18 protein-coding genes and 1 tRNA gene are annotated in these 20,720 nt (G+C 71.4%); 9 read left to right on the plus strand and 10 right to left on the minus strand.

Translation table 11 applies throughout. From position 1 onward, the window contains the following. Positions 1–351: 351 nt before the first annotated feature. Together ABFX51_RS38675 and ABFX51_RS38680 are read right to left on the minus strand one after the other, a co-directional pair. Positions 352–1,485, minus strand: coding sequence for a serine hydrolase domain-containing protein (locus ABFX51_RS38675; RefSeq protein ID WP_346056808.1), 1,134 nt, complete (start codon positions 1,483–1,485; stop codon positions 352–354). Between the two features lie 28 nt (positions 1,486–1,513). After that, positions 1,514–2,203, minus strand: coding sequence for an SDR family NAD(P)-dependent oxidoreductase (locus ABFX51_RS38680; protein ID WP_346056809.1), 690 nt, complete (start codon positions 2,201–2,203; stop codon positions 1,514–1,516). A gap of 105 nt (positions 2,204–2,308) precedes the next feature. Between ABFX51_RS38680 and ABFX51_RS38685 the strand changes: the two genes are divergently transcribed. After that, positions 2,309–3,286, plus strand: coding sequence for an Lrp/AsnC family transcriptional regulator (locus ABFX51_RS38685; RefSeq protein ID WP_346056811.1), 978 nt, complete (start codon positions 2,309–2,311; stop codon positions 3,284–3,286). Here ABFX51_RS38685 and ABFX51_RS38690 read toward each other — a convergent pair. The 4 genes from ABFX51_RS38690 to ABFX51_RS38705 form a co-directional block, all read right to left on the minus strand. Beyond that, entirely contained in the window at positions 3,283–4,236 is a 954-nt protein-coding gene (locus ABFX51_RS38690) for a nucleoside triphosphate pyrophosphohydrolase (RefSeq protein WP_091511118.1), read from the minus strand. The genes ABFX51_RS38685 and ABFX51_RS38690 overlap by 4 nt on opposite strands. Next, on the minus strand, positions 4,233–5,213 hold the full coding sequence (locus tag ABFX51_RS38695; protein WP_342743515.1) for a hypothetical protein: 981 nt from the start codon (positions 5,211–5,213) through the stop codon (positions 4,233–4,235). Before ABFX51_RS38695 ends, ABFX51_RS38690 begins: the two co-directional genes overlap by 4 nt. A 54-nt stretch (positions 5,214–5,267) precedes the next feature. Then, entirely contained in the window at positions 5,268–8,816 is a 3,549-nt protein-coding gene (mfd, locus tag ABFX51_RS38700; RefSeq protein ID WP_091511209.1) for a transcription-repair coupling factor, read from the minus strand. 82 nt (positions 8,817–8,898) lie between these two features. Next, complete coding sequence (locus ABFX51_RS38705) at positions 8,899–9,810, minus strand: LLM class flavin-dependent oxidoreductase (protein ID WP_091511206.1); 912 nt, start codon at positions 9,808–9,810, stop codon at positions 8,899–8,901. A 75-nt stretch (positions 9,811–9,885) separates the two neighbouring features. Here ABFX51_RS38705 and ABFX51_RS38710 point away from each other — a divergent pair, with 75 nt between their 5' ends. Then, positions 9,886–10,653: a helix-turn-helix domain-containing protein gene (locus tag ABFX51_RS38710; RefSeq protein ID WP_091511112.1), complete on the plus strand. Its 768-nt coding sequence runs from the start codon at positions 9,886–9,888 to the stop codon at positions 10,651–10,653. A 4-nt stretch (positions 10,654–10,657) separates the two neighbouring features. Then, the gene (locus tag ABFX51_RS38715) at positions 10,658–11,818 is read left to right on the plus strand and encodes a PQQ-dependent sugar dehydrogenase (protein ID WP_091511111.1); all 1,161 of its coding nucleotides are present in this window, start codon (positions 10,658–10,660) and stop codon (positions 11,816–11,818) included. Here ABFX51_RS38715 and ABFX51_RS38720 read toward each other — a convergent pair. Further along, the gene (locus ABFX51_RS38720) at positions 11,799–12,389 is read right to left on the minus strand and encodes a dihydrofolate reductase family protein (RefSeq protein ID WP_091511108.1); all 591 of its coding nucleotides are present in this window, start codon (positions 12,387–12,389) and stop codon (positions 11,799–11,801) included. The two genes, ABFX51_RS38715 and ABFX51_RS38720, sit on opposite strands and share 20 nt — an antisense overlap. Positions 12,390–12,495: 106 nt before the next feature. On the opposite strand from ABFX51_RS38720, the gene ABFX51_RS38725 reads away from it, so the two are divergent. After that, on the plus strand, positions 12,496–13,005 hold the full coding sequence (locus tag ABFX51_RS38725; RefSeq protein WP_091511105.1) for a winged helix-turn-helix transcriptional regulator: 510 nt from the start codon (positions 12,496–12,498) through the stop codon (positions 13,003–13,005). A gap of 244 nt (positions 13,006–13,249) precedes the next feature. On the opposite strand, the gene ABFX51_RS38730 is transcribed toward ABFX51_RS38725, so the two are convergent. Beyond that, positions 13,250–13,972 carry an SDR family NAD(P)-dependent oxidoreductase gene (locus tag ABFX51_RS38730; protein ID WP_177228827.1) on the minus strand — a complete coding sequence of 241 codons (723 nt, stop codon included), beginning with the start codon at positions 13,970–13,972 and terminating at the stop codon, positions 13,250–13,252. Between the two features lie 25 nt (positions 13,973–13,997). On the opposite strand from ABFX51_RS38730, the gene ABFX51_RS38735 reads away from it, so the two are divergent. Next, positions 13,998–14,531: a MarR family winged helix-turn-helix transcriptional regulator gene (locus ABFX51_RS38735; protein ID WP_091511203.1), complete on the plus strand. Its 534-nt coding sequence runs from the start codon at positions 13,998–14,000 to the stop codon at positions 14,529–14,531. Here the strand turns inward: ABFX51_RS38735 and ABFX51_RS38740 are convergent. Both ABFX51_RS38740 and ABFX51_RS38745 read right to left on the minus strand, forming a co-directional pair. After that, entirely contained in the window at positions 14,528–15,121 is a 594-nt protein-coding gene (locus ABFX51_RS38740) for a TetR/AcrR family transcriptional regulator (protein WP_091511103.1), read from the minus strand. The genes ABFX51_RS38735 and ABFX51_RS38740 overlap by 4 nt on opposite strands. Positions 15,122–15,216: 95 nt before the next feature. Next, the gene (locus tag ABFX51_RS38745) at positions 15,217–16,155 is read right to left on the minus strand and encodes an acyl-CoA desaturase (protein WP_091511101.1); all 939 of its coding nucleotides are present in this window, start codon (positions 16,153–16,155) and stop codon (positions 15,217–15,219) included. Between the two features lie 164 nt (positions 16,156–16,319). Here ABFX51_RS38745 and ABFX51_RS38750 point away from each other — a divergent pair. The 4 genes from ABFX51_RS38750 to ABFX51_RS38765 all read left to right on the plus strand — a co-directional run bounded on the left by ABFX51_RS38750 (position 16,320) and on the right by ABFX51_RS38765 (position 20,670). After that, positions 16,320–16,391, plus strand: a tRNA-Gln gene (locus tag ABFX51_RS38750). Positions 16,392–16,476: 85 nt separating this feature from the next. Continuing rightward, positions 16,477–18,159, plus strand: a complete 1,683-nt coding sequence (locus ABFX51_RS38755; RefSeq protein ID WP_091511099.1) for a GGDEF domain-containing protein — start codon at positions 16,477–16,479, stop codon at positions 18,157–18,159. Between the two features lie 61 nt (positions 18,160–18,220). Next, positions 18,221–19,693 carry a bifunctional UDP-N-acetylglucosamine diphosphorylase/glucosamine-1-phosphate N-acetyltransferase GlmU gene (glmU, locus tag ABFX51_RS38760; RefSeq protein WP_346056815.1) on the plus strand — a complete coding sequence of 491 codons (1,473 nt, stop codon included), beginning with the start codon at positions 18,221–18,223 and terminating at the stop codon, positions 19,691–19,693. Beyond that, positions 19,690–20,670, plus strand: coding sequence for a ribose-phosphate diphosphokinase (locus tag ABFX51_RS38765; RefSeq protein WP_091511093.1), 981 nt, complete (start codon positions 19,690–19,692; stop codon positions 20,668–20,670). The genes glmU and ABFX51_RS38765 overlap by 4 nt, the downstream gene beginning before the upstream one ends. The last annotated feature ends 50 nt before the right edge of the window (positions 20,671–20,720 follow it).

Below are 20,720 nucleotides of genomic sequence, written 5' to 3' on the forward strand. Positions count from 1 at the left end.
GGAGCGGGGCCAGGCGCGGCGGCGCCACGGTGAGCCACCTCGAGCGCGGCCAGCCGGGGCGATCAGGCGGCCTCGGCGAGGCGGGCGGAGCGGCGCCAGGCGCGGCGGGCGGCGCCGAGCCATCTCGGGTGTGGCGGCGCCGAGCCACCTCGGGCGCAGGGCCCCGGCGATCAGCCGGTCTCGACGAGGCAGGCGGAGCGGCGCCCGGCGTGGCGGCGCCGGGCCACCTCGGGCGCGGTCGGCCCGGGTGATCAGCCCCACCCCGGCCAAGCGGGCCATACCGCCCAATCACCCCGCCCCGCCTCGGCGAGCAGACGCCCCACCCCGGGCCTTCCGATCAACCCCCGGCACTCAGCCCAAACACTCCAGCGCCGCCCGGACGTAAGCCTCCGAGCGGTCCGAGCCGATGACCCCCGCCGCCATCTTGTTCATCGCGTAGCTGATCGTCGTGCGGGTGTCGAGGTCGGCGATCACCAGCGAACCGCCCCAGCCGCCCCAGTAGCAGGCGCGGCCCTGCGGGACGTACGGCACCGTTTCGGTTTCGGGCAGCGCGTACCCGATGCCGAACCGCAGCGGGACGCCCAGCACGAGGTCCACGCCGTGGCTCTGCTCGTCGAAGATGATCGAGATCGTGTCGGGGGACAGCAGCCGCACCCCGTCCACGGTGCCGCCCCGCGCGAGCGCGCTGAGGATCCGCGCCAGCGACCGCGCGTTGCCGTGCCCGTTGAGCGCACCCAGCTCCGCGCGGCGCCACTCCGGGGTGTTCGCCAGCTCGGCGCTGACCGGCGACCGCATCAGGGTCTTGTACGCCGGGCTTTCCCGGTCCACCTGACTGAAATCGAAGTCCAGCGGAGGCGGCGGCGTGACCGGCGCGATGCGGGACAAGTCGGCCTCGTCGGCGCCCAGCCGGAAGTCCGCGCCCAGCGGGCCGGCGATCTCGTCCGCGATGAAGTCCGTCAGCGATTTCCCGCTGCACCGCCGCACCAGCTCGCCCACCAGGTGCCCCTGCGACTGCGCGTGGTACCCCGACGCGGTACCCGGCTCCCACCACGGCGCCTGCGTCGCGAGCCGCCGCGTCGCTTCTGCCCGGTCGTACATGTCTTCCGGCGCGAACGGCTCGTCCCAGCCGGAGACCCCGGCGGTGTGGCTCAGGATGTGCCGGACCTCGACCCGCTCCTTGCCGTTCTCGGCGAACTCGGGCCAGTACTTCGCCACCGGCGCGTACGGGTCGAGCTTCCCCCGGTCCACGAGCACCAGCGCGGCGAGGTTGGTGACCATTTTCGTCGAGGACCAGACGTTGGTGATGGTGTCGCGCGTCCAGGGCTCGTCCGCGGTCCGCCTGCCGCCCCAGATGTCGACGACCGTGCGGCCGTCGACGTCCACCACGATCCCGGCGCCGAGTTCGTTCCCGGAGTCGAGCTGCTCTGAAAGCGCTTGCCGAACCGGCTCGAAAGCGCTGTCGCACTGTCCCTGGACGTTCGCCACGGTCACCGGTCCCTTTCCGACGCCAAGATCACCAAGGCACAGTGTGACCGAACCGGTCGAGGTATTCCAGACCCGGTTTCCCCAGCCGCGACAGCAGGACGTCCACGACCAGGGGAATGGTCTCCTCGATGCTGAACGGCGCTTTCGACGTCCCGAGGTCCGTACGGATCCAGCCCGGAGCCATGAGCACGAACGCGCGGTCCGTCTCGGCCTGCCGGGCCGCGAAACTGCGCATGAACATGTTCAGCGCCGCCTTGCTGCCGCGGTACACCTCCCGCATACCGGTGGTGTTGTTGGTGATGCTGCCCTGCCCCGACGACATCGCCCCGATGAGCCCGTCCGGCGCCACCAGGTCTTCGAGCGCTTCGATGACGCGCATCGGGCTGAGCGCGTTGGTGACCATCACCTCGACGAAATCGGCCGTCGGCACCTGCCCGATGGGCGTCCCCTCGTTGTTCGTGGTCCCCGCGTTGACGAAGAGCATGTCCAGCGGCCCCAGCCGGTCGTGCAGGGGTGCGAGCTGGGCGGGCTCGTTGATGTCCAGGTGTTCGACGGTGACGCGGCCGCCGGAGCGGTCCGCGAGTTCGTGCAGGGGCGTCCGCGCGGTGGTGTCCCGGACCGTGCCGACGACGTTCCACCCCCTGCCGAACAGTTCGGCCACCAGCGCGTGCCCGAGCCCGCGCGACGCGCCGACGATCAATGCTGTTGGTGCTGTCATGGCACAAGTCTGTCCCCGTCATCGCGATCGGAGCACGGATTTCGTACGATTGCCTTCCTCAAGGGAGGCGTCATGGCTGAATCCGGCAGTTTGCACCCGGACGATGTGCGAATCATTCGTGCGCTCCAGATCGCTCCCCGCGCGTCGTTCGCCGCCATCGCGTCCGCGCTCGGGCTCACCGAAAGCGCCGTGAACCGCCGGTACCGCCGGCTGCGGGCGGACGGGGTCATCCGCGTCGTCGGCATCATGATCCCCGGGGCGCTGGGGCAGAGCGAGTGGCTGGTGCGGCTGCGTTGCCGCCCGGGCAGCGGCGTGGCGATCGCGGAAGCGCTCGCGAAACGCGAAGACGTCAGCTGGGTGGCACTGGTCGCCGCGGGCTCGGAGATCACCTGCGCCGTCCGGTCGAGGACTCCGGAGCAGCGCGACGACCTGCTGGGACACCAGCTCCCGCGCACCGCGGCCGTGCTCGACATCAACGCGGCCGCGATGCTCCGCCAGTTCCTCGGCGGCCGGGGCCACTACTGGGCCGCGCTGCAGGGCACGTTGACGCCCGAGCAGGAGGCCGCGCTGGGCAGCGAAGGCGGCCCGTTCACCGAATCCCCGGTGGTCGCCCGGGATCCCGTACCGCTCACGACCGAGGACGAGAAGCTGCTCGCCGCACTCGCCGAGGACGGCCGCGCCGGTCTCGTCGACCTCGCGGCGGCGGCGGACCTCACCCCGGGCCGCGCGTCCCGCCGGCTGCAGACCCTGCTCGCACACGGCGTCGTCCACATCGACGTCGAAATCGTCGCGGCGGCGCTGGGGTACCGCGCCGGGGCAAACCTCTGGCTGCGCGTGCACCCGTCGGCGGTCAAAAGCGTCGGCCGCACGTTGGCGGAGCTACCGGAGATCGGCTTCGCCGCGGCCGTCACGGGGCCCTACAACCTGCACGCCGTCGCGTACTGCCGGGATCTCGACGAGCTGTTCGAGTTCACGTCGGACCGCATCGGTTCACTGCCGGGGTTGCAGAGCATGGAGGTCTCGCCACTGCTGCGGCACGTCAAGCAGGCGGGGACGCTGCTGTCCGGCGGGCGGCTCGCCTAACCACCCGAGGGCCAGTACCGGCGCCAGCCGTCCGCTTCCAATGTGGACGGTTCAACGCCGGCCGCGCGGGCGTTCGCTTCCGCGGCGCGCACATCGGCGGCGAACTGCTTCGCCACGGCGCGGAGTTCGCCCTCCGGGTCCACGCCGGCACGACGTGCCGTCGCGGCCAGGACGAACAGGCGGCTGGCCGCGTCCTGCCCGGCGGGGAACAGGTCCAGCGGGATTCCCGCGCGCCCGCTGCGCTGGCCGAGCTTCCCGGCGAGCGCGGTCGCGGGCTGGCCGAGCGCCACACCGTCCACTATGGACTTGCGCTGCTTCTCGGCCTGCTTGAGCTCCTCCCACTTCACTTCCTGCCGCTCCGCGGTCGCGATGCGCTCCGCGTCGGCGAAGACGTGGGGGTGCCTGCCGACCAGTTTGGCCACCAGCTCCCCCGCGACGGTGTCGATGTCGAACGGGTCCCCCACGTGCTCGGCGGCGACGCGGGCGTGGAAGAGCACCTGCAGCAGCACGTCGCCCAGCTCCTCGCGCATCGCCACGCGGTCCCCGTCCTCGATCGCCTCCAGCAGCTCGTACGTCTCCTCGACGAGGTACTGCCGCAGCGATTCGTGCGTCTGCTCCGCGTCCCACGGGCAGCCGCCCGGCGAACGCAGCCGGTTCATCACCAGAGCGGCGTCGACGAGCTTCGCCCCGGACGGCTGGCCGATCACGACCGCGCCCGGCAGCACCCGCACCGCGGGGTCGTCCGTGGACGCGGCGAACAACACCACCGCGCCTTCGGCCGCTTCGGCGGCGAGCACCGCCGGGTCGGGCGCCGGTTTCGCGCCCAGCAGGTCGGTCACGTCCTCACCCAGCCCGCTCGCGTACACGGCACGGGCACCCCGCAGGTGCGGGAACGCCGCGGGCGGCACCCCCGCGGCGGCGGAGGTCAGGAGGACGACCGTGGCGGTCAAGGCTGGGCCCCCTTCCCTCGGACGACGAAGCCGGTGGTCTCGGCGGCGCTGGGCGCGACGGACATCGCCACCGGGTCCCACACACCGTAACGCGGGTTGACCTTCAGCCCGCCGTCGTCCGCGTACGGCTGCAGCAACCGCATCCCGATCGCGACCAGCTGGTTGGCCGACGGGTCGGAGGACTGGTCCCCCGCCTGCTGCGGGGTGGACAGGTCGCGCTGCCGGACTACCGCGATGATCCACCCGGCCTGCTCGCTGCTGGGCTGGAACGCCACGACGTCACCGGGCAGCGCCCCGAACACGACGGTCGCCGCGAGGTCCGGCGCCTGCACGGCGGGGATGCGCTCGCCCACGTTCGTCTGCGTGCCCGAGGCGGCGTCCTCCCGGATCACGCGCGTGGCGGCGTCCGGTCCCGCGGCCATCCGCTCGGCCTTGGCAAGCGCTTTCTCGCGCATGCTCTTCGGCTGGGCGCCGCCGTCGTCGGACACGACGGAGGTGTAGTCGAGCGTGACGGTCATGCGCGGGAAGTACTTCTGCGCCAGCGCCTGCATCAGCACCTGGTCGGTGATGGCCTCGCGGTGGTCCCGCGCGCGGTACGCGATCTGGCGCGCCAGCTGCGACGGGTCCACACCGGTGGTCGGCACCGGCACGGCGAGCGGGTCCTGCGCGAGCGTCCGCTCGACGAGGGCCTCGTCGACGACCAGCCCCTCCCGCTGCGCGGCCCTGCCGACCAGCTCGTGCAGCACGAGCTGCGTGACGACCTCCCGCCCCAGCAGGTCGAGCTTGTGCTGCTGGGCGAGCTGCTGCGCGGCGGGCTGGTCCCGCACCGCCTTGTCGATCAGCCCCTGCACCCTGTCCTGCGTGACCTCGCGGTCCCCGAGCAGGAACGCGGCGCCGACCTGGCTCGGCCCCGAGCCGCACCCGGCGAGCAGCAGGCAGGCGGCGAGAACGGCGATCAGCGCCCGCGGGCGCCCCATGATCCGCATCACACCCCGTACCCTCTCACAACCGCCGGGCTTCCGGGACCCCGGTCAGCCGACCGCCGCCGGTTCCTTGGTCAGGTTCGTCAGCAGCTTCGCGCACCACTCCAGCAGCGCCTCGTCCCGCAGCGGCGGCGCGCCGATCCGGCCGCCCGCCGGGCCCTCCGTCGGCTTCGGCACCGAGACCGTGTTCGTGACCGCCTTGAACGTCGCCTTCGGGTACAGCCGCTTGAGCCGGACCAGTTTGGACTCGGGCAGCGGCAGCGGCGCGAACCGGATCGTGTTGCCCTGCATGGTCACCTCGGTCACGCCGGCCGCGCGGCACGAGTGCCGGAACGCCGCGACCGCGAGCAGCCGCCGCACGGGCGCGGGCGGCTGGCCGTAGCGGTCGATCAGCTCGTCCTCGACCGCCGCGAGCGCCTCGCCGTCCGGCGCGGACGCGATCTTGCGGTACGCCTCCAGGCGCAGCCGCTCGCCGGGCACGTAGTCGTGCGGGATGTGCGCGTCGATCGGCAGGTCGACGCGGACCTCGCGCAGCTCCTCCTCCTCGGCGGACTCCACACCCGCGTTGCGGCGGAACACGTCCACGGCCTCGCCGACGAGCCGCACGTACAGGTCGAAGCCGACACCCGCGATGTGCCCGGACTGCTCCGCGCCGAGGATGTTGCCGGCGCCGCGGATCTCCAGGTCCTTCATCGCGACCGCCATGCCCGCGCCCAGCTCGGTGTTCTGCGCGATCGTCGCGAGCCGGTCGTGCGCGGTCTCCGTCAGCGGGGACTCCGCCGGGTACAGGAAGTACGCGTACCCGCGCTCGCGGCCACGGCCGACGCGGCCGCGCAGCTGGTGCAGCTGCGCGAGGCCGAGCAGGTCGCCGCGCTCGACGATCAGCGTGTTCGCGTTGGAGATGTCCAGACCGGTCTCGACGATGGTGGTGCAGACCAGGACGTCGTACTCGCGCTCCCAGAAGCCCTGGATGATCTTTTCGAGCTTCTCCTCGTTCATCTGCCCGTGCGCGGTCACGACACGCGCCTCCGGCACCAGCTCCCGCAGCCGCCGCGCGGCCTTCTCGATCGACGAGACCCGGTTGTGCACGTAGAAGACCTGGCCGTCACGCAGCAACTCGCGCCGGATCGCGGCCCCGACCTGCTTGTCGTCGTACGCGCCGACGTAGGTCAGGATCGGGTGCCGGTCCTCGGGCGGGGTGAGGATCGTGGACATCTCGCGGATGCCGGCCAGCGACATCTCCAGCGTGCGCGGGATCGGCGTGGCGGACATCGTGAGCACGTCGACGTGCGTGCGCAGCGCCTTGATGTGCTCCTTGTGCTCGACGCCGAACCGCTGCTCCTCGTCCACGATGACCAGGCCGAGGTCCTTGTACCGCACGCCGGTCTGCAGCAGCCGGTGCGTGCCGATCACGATGTCCACGTCCCCGGAGGCGAGCCCCTCCAGCACGGCGTCCACTTCGGACTTCGCGGTGAACCGCGACAGGCCCTTGATGGTCACCGGGAACGACTGCATGCGCTGGGCGAACGTGTTGAGGTGCTGCTGCGCGAGCAGCGTCGTCGGCACGAGCACGGCGACCTGCTTGCCGTCCTGCACCGCCTTGAACGCCGCGCGCACCGCGATCTCGGTCTTGCCGTAGCCGACGTCACCGCAGATCACGCGGTCCATCGGGACGCCGCGCTCCATGTCCGCCTTGACCTCGTCGATCGCGGCGAGCTGGTCGTTGGTCTCGGTGAACGGGAACGCGTCCTCCAGCTCGCGCTGCCACGGCGTGTCCGGCCCGAACGCGTGACCGGGCGCGGCCTGGCGGGCGGCGTAGAGCTGCACCAGCTCGGCCGCGATCTCCTTGACCGCCTTGCGTGCCTTGGCCTTGGTGTTCTTCCAGTCCGAGCCGCCGAGCTTGTTCAGCGTGGGCAGCTCACCGCCGACGTAGCGGGAGACCTCGTCGAGCTGGTCTGTCGGCACGTACAGCCGGTCCCCCGGCTGGCCCCGCTTGGACGAGGCGTACTCCAGCACGAGGTATTCGCGCGTGGCACCGGAAATCGTGCGCTGCACCATCTCCACGAAGCGCCCGATGCCGTGCTGGTCGTGCACGACGTAGTCGCCCTTCTTCAGGGCCAGCGGGTCCACCGCGTTGCGCCGACGGGACGGCATCTTCGCACCGAGGTCCTTTGTGGACGAACTGGCCGAGGCGCCGCGGCCCGTCAGGTCCGCCTCGGTGAGCACCACGAGACCCAGTTCGGGCGCGACGAAACCCTCCGTCAGCCCACCACACACGACGGTGACGACCCCGGGCGCCGGTGCCTCCCTCAGCCCGTCCCCGGCCAGCGTCGCGGGGACGTCGGCGCCGGACAGCTGTTCCACGGCTCGGCTCGCGGTGCCGTGCCCGGCCACCACCAGCACGCCCGTGCCGCTCGCCGCGAGGTGCGCACGCAGGTCGGTGACGGCGCGCTCCAGGTCACCGCGGTAGGCGGGCGAGGCCTCGATGGCCACCTGGTACACGTCTTCGCTGGTCAGCTGGGACAGCGTCCACCACGGCCGGTTCGTCTCACCCGCGTGCTTCGCCACCTCGGCGAGGTCGCGGTAGGCCGACGCGCCGAGGTCGATGGGCGCCTGCCCGCCACCGGCCGCCGCCATCCACGACGCCTCCAGGAACTCCTGCCCCGTGCGCACCAGGTCGTGCGCACGGGCGCGGATCTTCTCCGGGTCCGCGAGCAGGACGTGCGTACCCTCGGGCATCGCGTCGGTGAGCAGCTCCAGCTCGCCGTCGCACAGCACCGGGATCAGCGCCTCCATGCCCTCGGACGGCACCCCGCCCGCGAGCTTGGTCAGCATCTCCGCCAGCTGCGCGTCCGCCGCGTACTGCTCGGCCAGCTCGCCCGCCCGCGCCTTGACCTCGGGCGTCAGCAGCAGCTCGCGGCACGGCGGGGCGTGCACGGCCTGGATCTCGCCGGGCAGCGACCGCTGGTCCGAGACCGCGAACGCGCGGATCTCGCTGACCTCGTCGCCCCAGAACTCCACGCGGTACGGGTGGCTGGCGGTCGGCGGGAACACGTCCAGGATGCCGCCGCGCACGGCGAACTCCCCGCGCTTCTCCACCATGTCCACGCGCGCGTACGCCAGCTCGACGAGCCTGTCCAACACGCCCTCGAAGTCGTGCTCCTCGCCCACCCGCAGGTCGATCGGGCTCAGCGCGCCGAGCCCCGGCGCCATCGGCTGGATCAGGCTGCGCACCGTCGCGACGACCACGCGCGGCGCGTCCGGCCCGCGCAGCCGGTGCAGCACGTCGAGCCGGCGGCCCACGGTGTCCGCACGCGGGGACAGCCGCTCGTGCGGCAGCGTCTCCCACGACGGGAAGTCCGAGACCAGGTCGGGGCCGAGCAGGCTCGACAGCGCCGACGTCAGCTCCTCCGCCTCACGGCCCGTCGCGGTCACCGCGAGCACCGGGCGCTTGGCCCCCTCGTCGGCGGCGAGCGCCGCGACGACGAGCTGGCGGACGGTGGTCGGGCCCTGGAGATCGAGCAGCGGTGAGCCGGCCCGCTCCACCACCCCGCGCAGCGCGGGATCGGCGAGGACGGACGACAGCAGACCGGACAACACGCCGTCTGTCACGAAAAACTCCCCTGTACGCAGACATGCGGACGGACCCCTGCCCGGGACGAGACCGGCTGCAGAGGCTCTACCCCAGCCTACGTCTCAACACCGACAGAAGTTCCGCGGCCATCTCCAGTTGACCCGCGTAGGTGCCGGGATCGACCGCGGCGATCCGCAGCAGGACATGCCCGGCGCCCGCCTCGGCGAAACGCGCCAGTTGGGTCGCCAGATCGGGTCCGGTGAGCATCGCCTGGATACGACCGACGAAATCGAGCGGCCGCGCGTACACGGCCCGGCAGTACTCGTCGAGCGCCCGCGTGCCGCGCTCGGCGTCGTCGTCCAGGTACACCGTCGCGAACAACGCGGGCGTGACGTCCCGCCCGCCCTCCCGGATGGTCGCCAGGCCCTTCGCGTAGTCCGCGGGATCTGGTGGGTACGGCAACCACCCGTCATAGAGCTGCCCGGTGCGGCGGAGCGCGGCCGGGGTGATCCCGCCCAGCCACACCGGTGGTCCGCCAGGCTGCACGGGCCGCGGCACCTCGGGCAGCCAGTCGTAGTGCAGGACCTTCCCGTCGAACCGGGCCGGGCGCCCGGTCCACAGCTGCCGCCACAGCGTCACCGTGTCGTCGAGGTGCGAGAACCGGGTCTTGAACCGCACGCCGACCAGGTTGAACTCCTGCTCGCTGAACCCGGGGAACCCGGCCCCGACGCCCACCACCAGGCGGCCGCCGGAGAGCACGTCCAGCGAGGAGAGGGTGATCGCGGCCTGCACGGGGTGCCGGTGCGCCGGGATGAGGACGGCGGTGCCGAGCCGGACCCGTTCCGTCGCCTGCGCGACGGCGCTGAGCAGGGTGAGCGGCTCGAGCCGGGCACGCACCATCGAGTCACCGGCCCACACCGAATCGAAGCCGAGCCGTTCCGCGGTGACGGCGGTGTCGACGATCGCGCGGGACGGCACCTGGGCCGAACCCGAGGGGAGGAGCAGTCCGAATTCCATGATCCCCACGTTCGCCGCTGCCGGGTATCGCCTCAATTCCCCGGCGGGAATCGCCCGGGGTGCCAGGATGATCACGTGCACGAGTTCGGCCCGGCACTGCGGGAATGGCGGAGGCGGCGGCGGTTGTCGCAGCTGGAACTGGCGCTGCGCACCGGCACGACGCAGCGGCACGTCAGTTTCCTGGAAAGCGGCCGGTCCGCGCCCGGGCGGGGCATGGTCGTGCGGTTCGCCGAGTCGCTGCAACTGCCGCTGCGCGAACGCAACGCACTGCTGCTCGCCGCCGGGTACGCGCCCAGCTACCCCGAAACCCGGCTCGACGATCCCGCGCTGCGCCCCGTCCTCGACGGCCTCCGCCGCCTGCTCGACGGGCACCGCCCGTACCCGGCGATCGTGGTGGACCGCTTCGGCGACCTCGTCAGCGCCAACGACGGGCTCGGCGTGCTGACCGAGGGTGTCGCGCCGGAGCTGCTCGAACCGCCGGTCAACGTGCTGCGGCTGGCGCTGCACCCCGAGGGCATGGCCCCGCGGATCGTCAACTTCGACGACTGGGCGCGGCACGTGCTCGAACGCCCCCGCCAGGAGCAGGCCCGTGCCCCGCACGAACGGCACACCGAGTTGCTCGCCGAACTGGAGGGCTACCTGCCGCGTCCGGCGTCCCCGTCGGCCGACCACCTCGGCTTCGCGGTACCGCTGCGCCTGCGGTGGCGCGGCGGGGAACTGCGGCTGATCACCGCGATCACCACGTTCGCGACAGCCGTCGACGTGACCGTTTCCGAACTGCGCCTGGAAACGTTCCTGCCCGCCGACGAGGCCACCGCGGAGGCGCTGTCTCGGGCAGACTGACCGCATGCGCCGGATCGGAATCGTCCTGATCGCCCTGTTGCTGACCGCCTGCACCAGTTCGCCCGCCGCCGTGCGGCAGCAACCCGCCCAGCCCGGGAGCCTCCGCGTCGACGTGGTGGCGAGCGGGCTGGAGCACGGCTGGGACGTCGGGTTCCTGCCGGACGGCAAGCTGCTCGTGACGCAGCGCCCCGGCCGGTTGTCGCTGGTGGACGGCTCCGGCGCGCACGACGTGGCCGCGGATCTGTCCGACGTGTACGCCCGCGGTGAAGGCGGGTTGATGGGGCTGGTCGTGCACCCGGATTTCGCGCAGACGCGGCGGTTCACGATGTGCCACACCCACCAGGAGGGCGGCCGCGCGGTGGACATCCGGCTCACGACGTGGACGCTGTCGCCGGACGAGCGCGGTGCGACGCGCGTGCGGGACCTGCTGACCGGGCTGCCCGTGAACCCCAGCGGACGGCACTCCGGCTGCCGCCCCGCGGTGGCGGCTGACGGCGCGCTGCTGGTCGGCACGGGTGACACGGCGCGGGCTTCGGTCTCGCAGGACCGGCACAGCCTCGGCGGGAAGGTGCTGCGGATCGACCTCAACACCGGCGCACCGTTGCCGGACAACCCGTTCATCGCCTCGGCCGACCCGAACGAACAGCGCATCTACACCTACGGCCACCGCAACGTCCAGGGCGTGGCGGTCCGGCCGGGCACGGGCCAGGTGTTCACGGCGGAACACGGCCCGGCGTTCGACGACGAGGTGAACCTGTTGCGGGCGGGCGGGAACTACGGCTGGGACCCGTCGAAGGGTGACACGGAGACATCGTACGACGAGAGCGTCCCGATGACCGACACCGACCGCTTCCCCGACGCCGTCCGTCCACTGTGGACGTCCGGCGACATCACGGAAGCCATCTGCGGCGCGGCTTTCCTCACCGGCCGGCAGTGGGGCGCCCTCGACGGGCGGCTGGCCGTGGTGGCGCTGAAGGGGCAGAAGATGCTGCTGTTCGGCGTGGCCGGTGACGGCACGATCACCGAGACCACGCTGCCCCGGGAGTTCAACGACACCTACGGCCGCCTCCGCGCCGCCCGGACCGCCCCGGACGGCGCCCTGTACGTCACCACTTCGGACGGCAACGACGACAAGGTCCTGCGGATCACGCCGTCCGGTACCTGACGTGCGTCACGAGCGAGGTCGTCCGGCCCGACAGCAGTTCCAGCTCGCGGCTCGGCAGGCCCTCGAAAAGCCGTTCGCCGCCACCGAGCACGACGGGCGCGATGTGCAGGCGCAGCTCTTCGAGCAAGCCGGCCGCGAGGTACTGGTTGATCGTCGAAGCGCCACCGGCGATCGCGATGTTCTTCTCGCCCGCCGCCTCCCGCGCCTGCTTCAGCGCGGACTCGATCCCGTCGGTGACGAACGAGAACGTGGTGCCGCCCTCCATCACGATCGGCTCGCGCGGGTGGGAGGTGAGCACGAAGACGGGCGCGTGGTACGGCGGTTCGTCGCCCCACCAGCCCTGCCAGTCGAGGTCCCACTCGCCGCGGATGGGGCCGAACATGTTGCGCCCCATGATGTAGGCGCCTGATTCGAGGATGCCGTCCACCTCGGCCCTGTTCTCGTCGACCTTCTCGAACTGCCAGCGGTGCAGCAGCTCGCCGCCCTCGCCGAGCGGGTTCTCACGGCTCTGGTTCGGCCCCGCGACGTACCCGTCCGCCGACACCGACACGTCACACACGACCTTGCTCATGACCGGGCTCCTTCCCTGACTGATTGCGACTTGCAACCGGTTGCCGAGAACTGTACGCATCTCAGGACCGGTTGTAAACTGCAATCGGAAAGAAGGTGGGGTTCGCGTGGACGAACGGCGGTCGGGCTGCCCGATCAACCTCGCGGTCGAGGTGCTGGGCGACAAGTGGTCACTGGTGGTGATCAGGGACATGATGTTCGGCAACCGCAGGCACTTCCGCGAGCTGTTGCAGAACTCGGAGGAGGGCATCGCGTCGAACATCCTCGCGGCGCGGCTGCAGCACCTCACCGACCAGGGACTCGTGACGCGCGCGCCCGATCCGGGGCACAAGCAGAAGGTGGTCTACAGCCTCACCGAGCCGGCGATCCAGCTGGTGCCGGTGATCGCGCACCTCGGCGCGTGGGGCCGTCGCCACCTGCCGGTCACGCGGGAGCTGGCCGTGCGGGCGGAGCTGCTGGAGCGCGGCGGCCCGCAGCTGTGGGAGGAGTTCATGGACGAGCTGCGGGAGCAGCACCTGGGCGTGCCCCGCCCGGCGGGCCGCGAATCGGTGTTCGCCCGCCTCCGGGCGGCTTACGAGGCGGAGCTGGCCCGGGTCCCGGAGGAGCAGCTCGACTGACCGGCGAGGCCACCGCGCCCTCACCGGAGTTCGGCGGCCGGGCGGTGGTGGGCAGCCGCGCGAGAACCTCCCGCGATGACAAGCGCCGTGCGGCGGCACACCGGCGGGGCCCGCGCCCGCCTGCGAGGCGGAGCTGCCTCGCCCGGAGAGCAGTTCGACCAAGCCCACCCCCGAAGAAGCCCGCGCTTGGCCGCAAGCCGCCCCAGGGCGATGACAAGCCGGCCCCCGAAGGAGCCCGAGCGGCCTAACGCCCGAGGTGGGCCCCGCCGTTGAGGTGCAGCACCTGCCCGGTCAGGTGTCCCGCGCCGGGGCTCGCCAGGTAACCCACCAGCTCGGCGACGTCGTCCGGCTTGCCCGCCCGCTTCGTCCGGGTGTGCGCGATCAGCGTGCGCCGCCGCTCCTCGGTGAGCGTGCCCTGGAAGAACTCCGTGTCCTCGATCAGCCCCGGCGCGACGACGTTCGCCGTGATGCCGCGCCGCCCCAGCTCGCGCGAAATGCCCGCGGTCCACGACTCGATCGCCGCCTTGGCCGCGCCGTACGAGCCCGAACCGTTGCTCGCCGCGATGGAGCCGATGCTCACGATCCGCGCCCCGTCGGAAAACCGCGGCGTGAGCGCGGTCGTCACCAGCACGGCGGACAGCACGTTCGCCGCGAAGTTGTCCCGCCAGCTTTCCGCCACCGCGGCCAGATCGCCGATTTCCCGGTGCCAGTCGGTGTTCCCGCCCGCGTTGTTCACCAGCACGTCGACGCGTTCCGGCAGTTCGGGCAGCGCGGCCGTCACCGCGGCGGGGTCGCTCGCGTCGAACGGCACGTACCGCGCCCCGAGCAGGGACGCGGCTTCGAGCAGCACCTGCTCGCGCCTGCCGGTGATCGTGACCCGCTCGCCCGCCTTCGCGAACCACGACGCCACGGCGAAACCGATTCCGGTCCCGCCCCCGGTCACCACGACTTCCCTCGCCACAAGCAGATCCTTTACTGTTAAAGTACCTCGCGTGGCCGACGATACCGAGCAGCCGGAAATCCCGTCAAGCGACGGGGCGGACGCCATCCAGCAGGCGTGGGCCCGGGAACGCCCCAGCACGCCGGTCGGCTCGATCGGGGTCATCACGCGGATCTGGTGGATCGCCAAACTGCTCACCGACGACCGGCGCGCCACGATGCTGCGCCTGGACATGGACGCCGGCACGCTCGACCTGCTGTCCACGCTCCGCCGCGCGGGCCCGCCCTACCGATTGCCGCCGAGCGAGCTGGCGCGCCGCACACTCGTCAGCCCTGGCGCGGTTTCGCAGCGCGTGGCCCGCTGCGAGCGGGACGGGCTGGTGCGACGGCTCCGCTCCCCCGAGGACGGACGCGGCGTGCTGGTGGAACTCACCGAAGCGGGGCACGCGGAGATCGAACGCACGGTGGACGACCTGCTGACCCACGAGGAAGGCCTGCTGTCGGCGCTGACCCCGGAACAGCGCGACCAACTGGCGGGGTTGCTGAAGATCCTGCTGGCGGACCTGAACCGCCGCGCGGGGAACTAGTACAGCCGCAGCTTCGGCTTGTGCTCCAAATGCGACAACCCGTTCCACGCGAGGTTCACGAGGTGCGCGGCCACCTCGTCACGCTTGGGCTTGCGGGCGTCGAGCCACCACTGGCCCGTCAGCGCGACCATGCCCACGAGCGCCTGCGCGTACAGCGCCGACAGCTTCTCGTCGTAGCCGCGGGCGGCGAACTGCTGGCCGAGGATGTGCTCGACCTGGCTCGCGATGTCGTTGAGCAGCGTGGAAAAAGTGCCCGTCGAACTCGCGACGGGCGAGTCGCGCACGAGGATGCGAAAGCCGTCGTGCGAATCCTCGACGTAACCCAGCAGCGCGCTCGCCGCCTGTTCCAGCATCGCCCTCGGATGCCCACCGTGCAAAGTGGACACCATGCGGTCGAGCAGCAGCTGGGTCTCCCGGTCGACGACGACGGCGTAGATGCCTTCCTTGCCACCGAAGTGCTCGTACACCACGGGCTTGGAGACGTTGGCGCGGTGCGCGATCTCCTCGATGGAGGTGCCGTCGAAACCCTTTTCCGCGAACAGGGCGCGGGCGACGTTGAGCAGTTGCTGCCGCCGCTCCGCGCCCGTCATGCGGACACGGACGACCGGCTCCGGAGGCCGGGCGCCCGTGACAGCGTCCTTCTTGCGTCGTCTTCCCGCCACTGGGGCAGGCTACTAATAGGTGGTTATTCGGCGGCCAGGCGGGCGAGCCTCGTCGGGGTCGGCCAGCGCACGTCGTGCACCCAGCCGAACTTCTCGAACAGCCAGATCAGCCGCGCGGAGATGTCGATCTGCCCGCGCTTCACGCCGTGCCGCGCGGAGGTCGGGTCCGCGTGGTGCAGGTTGTGCCACGACTCGCCGAAGGACAGGATCGCCAGCGGCCAGAAGTTCGCCGACTTGTCCCGCGCCGCGAAGGGCCGCTCACCGATCATGTGGCAGACCGAGTTCACCGACCACGTCACGTGGTGCAGCACGCACACGCGCACGAGCCCGGCCCAGAAGAACGCCGTCACGCCGCCCCACAGCGACCACGTCACGAGGCCGCCGATGAGGCCCGGCACGACGAGCGTGAGCAGGGTCCACAGCCAGAAGTAGTCGTCGACCTTCTTGATCGCCGGGTCCTTGAGCAGGTCCGGCGCGAAGCGCTCGGCGTTGCTCTGGTCGCGCTCGAACAGCCAGCCCATGTGCGCGTGCCAGAAACCCTTGGCGATCGCGACCGGCGACGTGCCGAACGCCCACGGTGAGTGCGGGTCCCCGTCGCGGTCGGAGAACGCGTGGTGCCGCCGGTGGTCGGCGACCCAGGTGATGACCGGCCCCTGCACGGCGAGGCTGCCCGCGATGGCGAGCGCGACGCGCAGCCAGCGCTTCGCCTTGAACGAGCCGTGCGTGAAGTACCGGTGGTAGGACACGGTGATGCCGAGACCGCTGATGCAGTAGAAGACCACGAAGAGCGCGACGTCCACCCAGCTCAACCCCCACCCCCAGGCGAAGGGGACCGCGGCCAGCAACGCGACCAGCGGGAGGATCACTCCGAGGTACACCGAGAACTGGACGCCGAAGGGGCGTTGTCCACTGATGACCGGTTTCGGGCCTTTGGTGGGAGTGGGCTCAAGGGTAGCCGTCATGCGCAACCACTTCTTCCTGCGAGAACGACCTGTCACAGGGTCGCCTAACCTACGTTTCCGTAAGTTACGGTACAGGAGGTTTACCCCGCTGGGGAGTGCTCAAACGGCCGCCCAACCCCTCGCCCGCGCGGGGTTTCCGGCGTCGGTATTCTGACCAGGCACGATCCGCCGTAGTGTAATTGGCAGCACTTCAGATTTTGGTTCTGACAGTTCAGGTTCGAATCCTGGCGGCGGAGCTGGAGCGTGCCCGACCCCGACGAGCGAGGGGGTGCCCCCCTGCAAGGCGAAAGCGAGACGAGCAGAAGACCGGCTCTGGCCGAAATGTCGGATGCCTGGCTGGTGGGGCGCGCCCGGGAACTGATCGCCGCGGTCCAGCACACGGACCACGAGGAGCAGCTGGACATCGTCCGCACCCTCGACGAACTGCTCGACGAGACCCAGCGCCGCGGCGAACCGGTGCTGGTCGCGCAACTGCTGCGCGCCGCCGCGCTCGCCCGCCTGGTCACGCGGGGCTACGCCGCGGAAGCCGAGCCCCTGCTCGACGAGATGCTCGCGCACACGCGCCGTCACGGGCTGTCGCTGTACCGCGCGGACGCGCACGCGCTGCGGGGCCGCAGGCTCGTGCTCGCCGCGCAGGAGGACGCCGCGCTCACCGAGATCGCCCGCGCGCTGGCGATCCTGGACGACTCCGACCGGCCGGACATGCACATGCCGCGCCGGGAATGGGCGAAGACGCAGTCGAGCGCCTTCATCGACTGCTGGCTCGTGCTGAACCAGCTCGGCGTGTACGAGGCCGCCGAGGAGGTCATCGCGAGGGCGCACCAGGCGGTCCGCGAAACGGCGGGCCCGCACGAGATCACGCTGCAGCTGATCAACCGCGTCAAGATGCTGCTCGGCTGGGGGCTGCGGCTCGAACGCGTCGACCGGCACCGCGAGGCGGCCACGAAGTTCGAGACGGCCGCGTCGATGGCGGTCGCGGTCGAGGCGCCGTTCGCCGAATCCCTGTTCCCGCGCCGGATCGGCGTGCCCGCGGTCGACCAGGTCGGCGTGCTCGCGGCCGCGCTCGCGTTCGCCGGCCCCGACCCGTCGCACGTGGACCGGTTGCAGCGGCTGCTCATCGAGCCCGGCTACCCGCACGAGCAGGTCATCGTGACCATCGCGCTCGCCCGCTGCCTCGACATCGCCGGCCGCCGGGACGACGCGCTGAAGGCGTTGCAGGCCACCAGGTCGAGCCTGGACGAGGACAACTCGCAACCCTCCATGCGGCTCAACCTGATCCGCGAGCTCGCGCGGCTGGACTTCGAGGAGAACGCGGACCGGGACAGGCTGAACTCCGTCGTCGAGTACGCCACCGTGCTGGAGATGGAGCTGTGGTCGCTGCGCGAGTCGCAGATCGCCACGCTCAACACCCGCCGCGAGCACGAGCGGTTGTCGGCCCAGCACGGCGCGATCAGCCAGCAGGCGTTGCAGGACCCGCTCACCGGCCTGCCGAACCGCCGCGCGCTGGACGAGCACCTGCGCACGCTTTCCCAGTCCACCACGGCCCAGCCGCTCGCCGTCGCGCTGATCGACCTCGATGGGTTCAAGGGCGTCAACGACGAGCATTCCCACGCGGAGGGTGACGACGTGCTCCGCGTCGTCGCGAGCACGCTGCGGGACGCGTTGCGCGGGGACGACATCGTGGCGCGCTACGGCGGGGACGAGTTCGTCGCGCTGCTGCCGGGCGCGCCGGTGTCCGCCGCGAAGCAGGCCTTGATGCGTGCGGTCAACGCGGTGTCGTCCCTGCCACACCACCTCTCACACGGGGTAACCCTGTCGGTGGGCCTCGTTTCGCTGCGCCCGCAGGAGCGGGCCGACCAGGTCCTCGCGCGCGCCGATGCCGCCATGTACCAGGCGAAACGCGGCGGCGGTGACCAGGTGGCGACGGCGAACGCGGTGCCGGGGGACGGGGCGGGGCCGTGGGCGGAGACCGACCCGCCGTCGCTTTCCGAAGAGCTTCCGTAGGATCGGAGCGGCCCGGGACTCGCGCCCCGGTGAAGCAACGCCGTCTGCAGTTGGGAGTGCCGTGACCGGCCCCTTGAGCACACTGGTCCTCGCCGCGGGCGAGGGCACCCGGATGCGTTCCGCCACCCCGAAGGTCCTGCACCCCATCGCGGGCAGACCGCTCGTCGAGCACGCGGTGCGGGCCGCGGCCGGGCTGCACCCCGAGCACCTCGTCGTCGTGGTGGGGCACGGGCGCGAAGCCGTTTCCGCGCACCTGGACCAGCTCGGCAAGGCGCTGGGGCGGCCGATCACCACGGCGGTGCAGGAGACCCAGCAGGGCACCGGGCACGCCGTGTCGTGCGCGCTGGCCACGCTGCCGGAGGGGCTGACCGGCACGGTGCTGGTGAGCTACGGCGACGTTCCGCTGCTGGACACCGAAACGCTCGCGGCGCTGCTCGCCGAGCACCGCGACGAGGGCAACGCGATCACCGTGCTGACGGCCGTGCTCGACGACCCGACCGGCTACGGCCGCATCATCCGCGACGCGGACGGGGCCGTGCGCGGCATCGTCGAGCAGCGCGACGCGACCGAGGACCAGCTGGAGATCTCCGAGATCAACTCCGGGGTGTACGCCTTCGACGCGGCGCTGCTGGCCGACGGGCTGACGCGGCTGTCCACCGACAACGCGCAGGGCGAGCTGTACCTGACCGACGTGCTCACCAATGCCTGCGCCGACGGCCGCAAGGTCGGCGCGCTCGTGGTCGACGACCCGTGGCTCACCGAGGGCGTCAACGACCGCGTGCAGCTGTCGGTGCTGGGGGCGGAGCTGAACCGCCGCATCGTGCGCCGCTGGCAGCTGTCCGGCGTGACCGTCGTCGACCCGGCGACCACGTGGCTGGACGCGGGCGTCACGCTCGCCCGCGACGTGCGGATCGAGCCGGGGGTCCAGCTGCACGGCGAAACCAGCATCGGCGAGGGCGCGGTGATCGGCCCCGACACGACGCTGACCGACGTGAAGGTCGCCGCGGGCGCGAGCGTCGTGCGCACGCACGGCTCGGAGTCGGAGATCGGGGAGCGGGCCAGCGTCGGCCCCTTCGCCTACCTGCGCCCCGGCACGGTGCTGGGCGAGTCGGGCAAGATCGGCACGTTCGTCGAGACCAAGAAGGCGAACATCGGCAAGGGCTCGAAGGTCCCGCACCTGACCTACGTCGGGGACGCCACGATCGGCGAGCACAGCAACATCGGTGCCTCCAGCGTGTTCGCCAACTACGACGGCGTCCGCAAGCACCACACCACCATCGGTTCCTACGTCCGGACGGGCTCGGACACCACGTTCGTCGCCCCGGTCGAGGTCGGTGACGGCGCCCACAGCGGGGCCGGCACCGTGATCAGGCGGAACGTCCCGCCGGGGGCGCTCGCGGTCTCCACCGGACCGCAGCGCAACATTGAAGGCTGGGTGTCCCGGCGCAGGCCGGGCACGCCCGCGGCGGAGGCGGCGGAAGCCGCGCTCGCCGCTGAAGGGAAAACGGAAACCGAGCGGGAGTCGTCAGAATGAGTCCTAAGTCCGGCACGCCGAAGAAGAACCTGATGCTCTTCTCCGGCCGCGCACACCGGGAACTCGCGGAAGAGGTCGCCGAGCACCTCAACGTGACGATCACCCCGCAGACCGCGCACACCTTCGCCAACGGCGAGCTGTTCGTGCGGTTCGAGGAGTCGGTGCGCGGTACGGACGCCTTCGTCATCCAGAGCCACACCACGCCCATCAACGAGTGGGTGATGGAGCAGCTGATCATGGTCGACGCGCTCAAGCGCGCGAGCGCCAAGCGGATCACCGTGGTCATGCCGTTCTACCCCTACGCGCGGCAGGACAAGAAGCACAAGGGCCGCGAGCCGATCTCGGCGCGGCTGATCGCGGACCTGTTCAAGACCGCGGGCGCGGACCGGATCATGACGGTCGACCTGCACACCGCGCAGATCCAGGGCTTCTTCGACGGCCCGGTGGACCACCTGTTCGCCCAGAACCTGCTGGCCGACCACATCAAGAAGACCTACGGCGACGCGGACATCGCGGTCGTCTCCCCCGACTCGGGCCGCGTGCGGCTGGCGGAGAAGTGGGCGGCGCAGCTGGGCGACCGGCCGATCGCGTTCATCCACAAGACCCGCGACCCCGACAAGCCCAACCAGGCCGTCGCCAACCGCGTCGTCGGCCAGGTCGAGGGCAAGCTGTGCGTGCTCGTCGACGACATGATCGACACCGGCGGCACGATCGTGAAGGCGTGTGACGCGCTGCTGGCCGAGGGCGCGGCGGACGTCGTCATCGCCACCACGCACGGCATCCTGTCCGACCCGGCCACCGAGCGGCTGTCGGAGTGCAAGGCGCGCGAGGTCATCGTGACGAACTCGCTGCCGATCCCCGAGGAGAAGCGGTTCCCCGGCCTGACGGTGCTGTCCATCGCGCCGATGCTGGCCGAGGCCATCCAGCAGGTGTTCGAGGACGGTTCGGTGACGAGCCTGTTCGACGGCCACGCCTGAGCCTTCCGCCCGCGGCGAACGACCGGTGCGCGCCGGTCGTTCGCCGCGCT

The sequence above is a fragment of the Amycolatopsis dongchuanensis genome (assembly GCF_039542405.1).
Taxonomy (GTDB): Bacteria; Actinomycetota; Actinomycetes; order Mycobacteriales; family Pseudonocardiaceae; genus Amycolatopsis_E; species Amycolatopsis_E sacchari.